Below are 7,719 nucleotides of genomic sequence, written 5' to 3'. Positions count from 1 at the left end.
TGGAGATGGGTCGCAACACATTATGACAGATGCCCGAATGTCTTCTTCTCAGCCATATGCCTCGCTGCAACTGTCATCTCCTGGTTATGAGTCCGGAGCTTGGGCAGCATGCACGACAGCCGAGATGATATGTACCAACATATCGGTGGCGATATGCGGCTTGCGTCCCTTGATTTTGTTCCCCGCATCATAGCCGCAAGGGCCGTCATTTTCTGAAGTTTTTACCGACTGGCTGTCGATGATGCCCACTGACGGCATAGCATCCCGTCCATCCTGCTCGCGCGACAGGATCACTTTCTTCCGGGCATCTGCGGAGCAATCAGCGCCCATTTCGCATCGGGCTGGTCACTTTGCATACTTAAGGTCGTCCCGGCGATACTGCGTGCGGGTGGTTTCAGTTTAAGCCATCTCGATCTCATCAGGTTCTCGCAAACCTATGAATCATAACCTGCTGGAATCAATCAATTAACTTTCGGTCGGGCTCCTGGTATTGCTGTGCTGTGAGCTGTAGGTACAGCATACATGATAAACTGACTGATCGTTATTTTCATGAATAATACCAGAAGATATGACGGAATAATTATCAATACATAACATTACGATATAAATACTATTATTTTTGTAGACTTTTATTTCTTTTTAATGAATAGGGCGATGACGGGAAAGTGAGGAATCGCGATTTTTCCTTGTAAAAACAATCACGAGCAGGGAAACATTTGATGCACGCATTTACCGACCTTCTCTCCAGCCTATTCAGTGCGTGTCCGGAAATGGCCCTTTTCCTTGCACTGGTTATCGGGTGCTGGATTGGTCAGTTTCGCTTCGGCTCGTTCCAGCTTGGTGGCGTGGCTGGTTCGCTGCTGGCGGCTGTACTGATTGCCCAGGTCGGGGTACATATCGATTCTGGCATCAAGAACGTGCTCTTCGCGCTGTTCATCTATGCCGTGGGGTTCCAGAGCGGCCCGCAGTTCTTCCGCTCGCTCGGGCGGCAGTCATTGCGCGAGATCCTGATGGCCGTGGTGCTGGCCGTAACCGGACTTGTTACAGTCGTGGCGGTGGCGCGACTGTTCCATCTGGACAAGGGGCTGGCTGCAGGTCTTGCCGCAGGTGGCCTGACCCAGTCGGCCATTATCGGTACTGCCGGGTCGTCGCTTGAAAAACTGGGGCTGCCGCTGGCGCAGGTGCAGCAGATGCAGGGCAATGTCGCAGTGGGATATGCCGTGACCTATATTTTCGGCTCCATCGGACCGATCCTGCTGTGCGTAAACATCCTGCCATGGTTCATGGGCCGTGGCATCCGTGAAGATGCCGTGCGTGCCGAAGCGGCACAGGCTGGTGGTGTTTATGTCTGCGGAGAAGGCGAGGTCCCGGCGCTGCCCGATATCGTGGGCCGTACCTATCGTGTCACGCAGGCAGCCCTGAGTGTCGCCAGCATCGAAAGTGCGGCCCATGCCGTAACCGTCGAGCGGATCATGCGCGGTGGCCGTCCTGTGAGTGTGACTGTCGATGCGGTGCTGCAGCCAGGTGACCAGATCCTGCTGGTGGGGCAGCGGGCCGACATTATTGCCGCAGGACAGCGCGTGGGCACGGAAACTGGCGATGTGCCGGGCATGGACCTGTCCCTTGTTCGGCATGACGTGGTGCTATCGCGCAGGGATTTTGCCGGGCGCACGGTTGCGCAATGCGCGCAGTTGCTCTCGGCAGCAGTGAAGCATGGCGTCTATCTGGTCGGACTGTCACGCGCGGGCCAGCCGATGGCGCTTGCACCCGATACTACGGTGCACGAAGGCGACGTAGCGACCCTGCTGGGCACGCCTGCTGATGTGCAGCGGGTCGCGGCACAGGTTGGTACGATCCTTACGCCCGGCATCAAGACCGACCTGATTTTTCACAGCCTTGGCATTGCCCTTGGGCTGCTGATCGGCCTCGGCGTAGTGCGCCTTGGCGGTATTCCGCTGACATTGGGCAGCGGCGGGGGCGCGTTGCTGTCCGGACTGCTGTTCGGCTGGTTCCATGGCCGCCATCCGGCGCGCGGCAGCATGCCCGCGGCTGCGTCAACCCTGCTGGTTGACCTGGGGCTGGCGGGTTTCGTGGCCGTGACCGGACTGCAGACGGGCCAGCAGGCCATCGCCACGATCATGCAGCACGGCATGACGCTGTTTCTTCTGGGCGTGGTGGTCACCATGGTGCCGCTGGTCATCACCATGTTCTTTGGCCGCTACGTCCTGCGCTACGACAATACGGCCATCTTCGCGGGCGCGCTGGCGGGTTCGCGCAGCGCCAATCCCGCTTTTGGCGAGGTCCTGAACAAGGCGGGAAATGCGGTGCCGACAACACCGTTCGCCATTACCTATGCGGTGGCGAACGTGTTGCTGACCCTGCTTGGGCCGCTTGTGGTCGCATTTGCCTGAACAACAATATCAACAACAGGGAGCCGTACAATGGCTATCGACTATTCCAGTTACCGTGATCTCAGCCCGTTTGAACTCAAGGATGAACTGATCCGCCTTGCATCGTCCCGGGCTGACCGGACCATGCTGAATGCCGGGCGGGGCAACCCGAATTTTCTTGCCACCCTGCCGCGCGCGGCCTTTTTCCTGCTGGGTCAGTTCGCCCTGTCGGAATCCCGGCTGTCGATGTCCTACCTGTCGCAGGGACTGGGCGGTACGGTGCGGGTCGAAGGGATCGAGGGCCGGTTTGACCGCTTCGTCATGGATAATGCCAGCCACGAGGAAGCCACTCTGCTTGGTCGCGCCCTGAGTTACGTGCGTGACCAGATGGGCCTGCAGGCGGACCGTTTCCTGCTGGAAATAGTGGAGGGCATACTGGGCTGCTATTACCCCACGCCGCCGCGCATGCTGGAATTGAGCGAAAAGGTCGTAGGCCAGTACGTGCTGCGTGAAATGGTGGGTGGCAGCGTGGGGCTGGACACGACTGATTTCTTCGCGACTGAAGGCGGCACGGCGGCCATGGCCTATGTGTTCAATTCGCTCAGGCAGAACGATCTGATCCGCAAGGGGGATAAGGTCGCCATCGGCATGCCGATCTTCTCGCCCTATATCGAGATCCCGCAACTGGCCGAATACGGGCTGGAAGTCGTGGCGGTACAGGCTGATCCGGCGCTGGACTGGCAGTATCCCGAAAGCGAGCTGGAAAAGCTGCGCGACCCGGCGGTGAAGATGTTCTTCTGCGTCAATCCCAGCAATCCACCATCAGTCAAGATGAACGATGCCTCGCTGGAAAAGATTGCCTCCATCGTGGCGGACCGCCCGGACCTCATGATCCTGACGGATGATGTGTATGGCACCTTTGCCGATGGGTTCCGCTCGCTTTATGCGACCTGTCCGCGCAATACGATCCTTGTCTATTCGTTCTCCAAGTATTTCGGTGCGACCGGCTGGCGTCTGGGCGTGATCGGCATGCACAGGGACAATGCGATCGACGCGCGTCTGGCCCGGCTTCCGGCTGATGCGAAGGCGGCGCTGGACAAACGCTATTCCAGCCTGACCACGGATGCCGCAACGCTGAAATTCATCGACCGTCTGGTGGCCGACAGCCGGGCTGTGGCCCTTAATCACACTGCGGGCCTGTCAACGCCGCAGCAGGTGCAGATGGTGCTGTTCTCGCTGTTTGCGCTGATGGATCATGAAGGGCATTACAAGGCGACGCTGAAAAGCGTCATCCACCGGCGTGAGGAAGCGCTGTACCGTGAACTGGGTGTCAGGCCGTCCGAGGATGCGAATGCGGTGGACTACTACACCCTCATCGACCTGCAGGACACATGTAGCGCGTTGTATGGTGAAGACTTCGCCAGATGGATGATCGAGCGCGCCAGCACGGGTGAGATCCTGTTCCGTATTGCCGATGAAACTGGCATCGTGCTGCTGCCTGGTGCGGGGTTTGGCGCAACGCGGTCTGCGGCGCGCGCGTCGCTTGCGAACCTGAACGAGTTCCAGTACGCCGCCATCGGTCGTGCCCTGCGCCATATGGTTGAAGAATACCACGCGCAGTTCACCGCGCAGCGGGGCTGAAGGTACTGGCCGGAAGCGTCATGGACGCTTCCGGCTGATCCTATTCTTCTGTTTTCTCGAACTTTCGGCCCCGGTGCGAAACGGACAGCATTTTCGCGCCGGGAAACCGATGGGATATTCACGCCATGTCTACCGCGCGTTGCGTTTCACGTCTGCTACCGCTGGCCCTTATGGCTGCGGGCGTATTGCCTGTCATGTCTGTGCCTGCCTTTGCGGCTAACACCACCACGCCTGCTATCGTAGCGCCCGCGACATTGCCGCGCGTGCTGGTGCTGGCCACCGGTGGCACCATTTCAGGCCGGGCCAGCGAGCGTTCGGCTATTGGGTATGACGCGGGTGCCGTGACCGGCGCAGAACTGATTGCAGGCGTACCGGGCGTGGACAGGCTGGCGCGACTGCGGGTGGAACAGATTGCCAATATCCCATCCCAGAACATGAACAATGCGGTGTGGTTCCGGCTGGCTGAACGCATCCGGCAGGCCTTTGCCCATAACGAAGCCGATGCCGTCGTCATTACTCATGGCACTGATACCATGGAGGAAACGGCCTTCTTCCTTGATACCGTGCTGGACACTCCGCATCCGGTGGTCCTGACCGGGGCCATGCGGCCGGGTACGGCCATCAGTGCCGATGGTCCGGCCAATATGTATGAAGCAGTCAAGGTCGCTACCGCCCCGCAGGCTGCAGGACGGGGTGTGCTGGTTGTCATGGATGATGTGATTCATGCCGCCCGCTGGGTCAGCAAGACGCATACCACGGCGCTACAGACCTTCCTGTCCCGCAATGCCGGGCCGGTGGGCTTTGTCGATCCGGCATCGGTGCGTTTTGTCACCCCGGCACAGCAGTCCGGCCACCTTGGGCTGCCAGCCGATCACAAGCTGCCCCGTGTCGAGATCATATACGCCCATGCAGACATGGACGGACGACAGATTGACGATGCCATCAGGGCAGGGGCGCGTGGCCTTGTGGTGGCGGGCATGGGCGATGGCAACGTGTCCGACGATGCCCTGTCCGCGCTGGACCGGGCGGTGAGGGTGGGGATTGTGGTGGTGCGTTCCACCCGCGTGGGGGATGGCTTCGTCAACCGCGATGTGGAGGTGGATGACGACCAGCATGGCCTTGTGGCCTCGCTCGACCTGAACCCGGCCAAGGCGCGCATCCTGCTCCAGTTGCTGCTGGCCGATGGTACAACCGCAGCGGCTGACATACAGCGGACCTTCGCAGCCGGTCACTGAGGGACGGCATGCACACCAGATCGTCCACGACCATGTGTGGACTCAGGGCGGCCACCAGCCAGCGGGCACATGTCTGGATGGGTGGCCGGGTGTTTGCCTGCCTTATGGCGGGTATGGGAACAGCCCATGCGCAGCAATGGTATACCGGATCGCTCGTCTCGCCCTCGGGGGTGATGAGTCGGCCGGGCGCGCTGAATGTCGAACCCTATTATTCCTACAGTCAGCCACTGGGCACGTTTGACACGCAGGGGGCGGCTGGACCGGCAAGGCATCCGATGCAGCGCATGTTCGCCAATTCCACCCTGTGGAAATATGGCATCACGAAGGATTTCAGCGTCCAGATGCACACCGTCATCGATTACGGGTGGAAGAACGGGACGGACCATTCGCATGGTCCCAAATTCGGTGATTTTCCGGTCGATCTGATCTACTGCTTCGTACGGCCTGACCCTGCGCGCTACATTCCCGCTTTCAACCTGTTTGCGGGCATGATCTTTCCCACGGGGGATTACAGTCACCTTGGCCACGCGCAGGATGGCATTGGCACGGGGGCGTATGTGTTCCGGGTGGCGCTGACGGAACAGTCTACCTACACCCTGCCGGGCAATCATGCCCTGCGGCTGCGTATGTGGAACTGGTTCCGCCGCGCCGTCAGTTCGGCCGCACTGCATGATGTGACCAGCTATGGCACCACGCAGGGCTTTCGTGGCCGGGGACGGCCGGGCATGAGTGGAGAGGCTGGTTTCTCGCTGGAATACGGCATTACCCGCAAATGGGTGCTGGCGACCGATGTAGCCTATGACTGGGCCAACGGATCGTACATCCACGGGCGCAACGCAGGCGGGCAGGTGGTGAACCGGGTTGGATCAGCCTCGGGCGACTGGCAGGTCGCGCCGGCGGTTGAATATAACTGGAATGCGCGATGGGGCGTGATTGCCGGGTCATCCTTCTATTATGCCGGGCATAACAAAAGCATTCAGGTCTCGCCCCAGCTTGCCATCAATGCGATTTTCTGACCCCCATTGCCCGCATTGCTTCAGGGGATGAAAACAGCGCCCGCAGTGTCGCCTTCCTGAAGGCCAGACTGTCTGGCGATGTGAGAAGGCATACGGATGGCAATGCTGCCATCCCACCTGAAAAGCGGCATGGCGGTTCTCCCTGCAGGGGCGGGGGAGCAATGTCATGATCGGATGTTTGCACGAAAAAACCGTGCAGGCAGTAAATACATACGTTCCACGCCCGCTACTGACCGGGCATTCATCACGCTCTTTTCCTCGTGATGAATAAACAACAGGAAATTAACGTTCTCCTTACCGTTTCAATGTTCTTTGTTTATTTTAGCAGGTTGCCTTTCTGCCGGCGTGGAAACCAGAGTGAATTATGACAACCGTAACGACAACCAGTCTTTCATGGTCAGCTTCCTGGTTTCAGGGGGCAGTTCCATCTGATGCCGATGATGGTCAGGGTCCACTCCGGCATGGCAGCGCAGTTGTCAGCGACACAGCCGAAAGTTCAGGTGCGGTCGATGGTTCGAATCCTGATCAGGTTTCCCTGTCCAGCGAGGCGGCAGATTATCTGAACACGCAAGGCACGCAGATAGGCGGCTCCGCCGGTACCGGTACGATACAGAAGATTTACGATACCCTTGCGCAGGTCATAACCAGTTCCTCGACATCCGATGCGCAGAAATGGGCCGCATACGTGACCAGCGACGAAATGCGCTTTGAAATCGACGCCCATGGTGGCTCCGCCGAAAACGGTATTGAAACGGCTTTTGATCAGGAAACCGCAAATACATCGTTCATGCAGACAATCAATGCCGGCCTGCAGGACATAAGCAAACGAAACCTGATATATGATGACCAGCAGCCGGTTTCGATCCCGCTGGAAAGATCCCTTCTTTACCTGCAGCAGCGGGAAGAACAGGCGAATGAGGAGGAAATGTGGGGATCGTCCTCCCTCTCCATCAACATACAGGAAAATACGGTCCAGACGGCTTCAGGAACACAGACCGGTTTCACGCTCTCATCCAGTTTCTCCGGTGAGGAAAATGTCCTGCCGAGCAGTTCACTGCCAACATTGAACACTTCCGTCCCGACAGTGGACCGTTCCCAGCCCTACAGCTTTACCCCGCAAGGGAACACGACGAGCATTGTCGGCCATTTTGACAACATGGATGGCATGAACGCGGAACTCGACAGGGAAATTGTTGATGAACTTTTTGCGTCGCCATCCAGTTCTGCATCATCTGCCAGCGGCACAAGCTCCATCGGTCAGGACAGCCTGAATACATCTGCTTCAGATAAGCAGGATACGGAAAACGGCAAAACGACACAGGCCACATAACACCCTGATGTGGATTGTCGCTGGGAACCGCCGATGTGGGGAGGGCGGAAGCTTCCATTGCGATCTGACCTATGTCTCCACATGTCCGAAGCAATCTCGTCATGATG

The 7,719-nt window shown here is 58.6% G+C and carries 6 protein-coding genes and 1 pseudogene; 5 read left to right on the top strand and 2 right to left on the bottom strand.

What is annotated here, in order from left to right; translation table 11 throughout:
• Positions 1–90 precede the first annotated feature (90 nt).
• Positions 91–399 (bottom strand): annotated as a pseudogene (locus tag CFR79_RS01790) (transposase); the annotation flags it as partial.
• Positions 400–719: 320 nt separating this feature from the next.
• Here CFR79_RS01790 and aspT point away from each other — a divergent pair.
• The 4 genes from aspT (at position 720) to CFR79_RS01770 (ending at position 6,282) form a co-directional block, all read left to right on the top strand.
• Positions 720–2,411 (top strand): aspartate-alanine antiporter, encoded by a 1,692-nt coding sequence (gene aspT / locus CFR79_RS01785; protein ID WP_110546728.1) that lies wholly within the window; start codon positions 720–722, stop codon positions 2,409–2,411.
• Between the two features lie 30 nt (positions 2,412–2,441).
• Positions 2,442–4,031: a bifunctional aspartate transaminase/aspartate 4-decarboxylase gene (locus CFR79_RS01780; protein WP_110546727.1), complete on the top strand. Its 1,590-nt coding sequence runs from the start codon at positions 2,442–2,444 to the stop codon at positions 4,029–4,031.
• Between the two features lie 125 nt (positions 4,032–4,156).
• Complete coding sequence (locus CFR79_RS01775) at positions 4,157–5,266, top strand: asparaginase (protein ID WP_258373353.1); 1,110 nt, start codon at positions 4,157–4,159, stop codon at positions 5,264–5,266.
• Positions 5,267–5,274: 8 nt separating this feature from the next.
• Positions 5,275–6,282: a hypothetical protein gene (locus tag CFR79_RS01770; RefSeq protein WP_258373352.1), complete on the top strand. Its 1,008-nt coding sequence runs from the start codon at positions 5,275–5,277 to the stop codon at positions 6,280–6,282.
• A 20-nt stretch (positions 6,283–6,302) separates the two neighbouring features.
• Here the strand turns inward: CFR79_RS01770 and CFR79_RS16375 are convergent, their stop codons facing one another.
• Complete coding sequence (locus tag CFR79_RS16375; protein ID WP_408884553.1) at positions 6,303–6,413, bottom strand: AbrB/MazE/SpoVT family DNA-binding domain-containing protein; 111 nt, start codon at positions 6,411–6,413, stop codon at positions 6,303–6,305.
• Between the two features lie 233 nt (positions 6,414–6,646).
• On the opposite strand from CFR79_RS16375, the gene CFR79_RS01765 reads away from it, so the two are divergent.
• Complete coding sequence (locus tag CFR79_RS01765) at positions 6,647–7,612, top strand: hypothetical protein (protein ID WP_110546721.1); 966 nt, start codon at positions 6,647–6,649, stop codon at positions 7,610–7,612.
• The last annotated feature ends 107 nt before the right edge of the window (positions 7,613–7,719 follow it).

The sequence above is a fragment of the Komagataeibacter saccharivorans genome (assembly GCF_003207825.1).
Lineage (GTDB): Bacteria > Pseudomonadota > Alphaproteobacteria > Acetobacterales > Acetobacteraceae > Komagataeibacter > Komagataeibacter saccharivorans.
The sequence above is the reverse complement of the archived record's forward strand: the minus strand, read 5'-3'. Positions and strand labels throughout refer to the sequence as shown.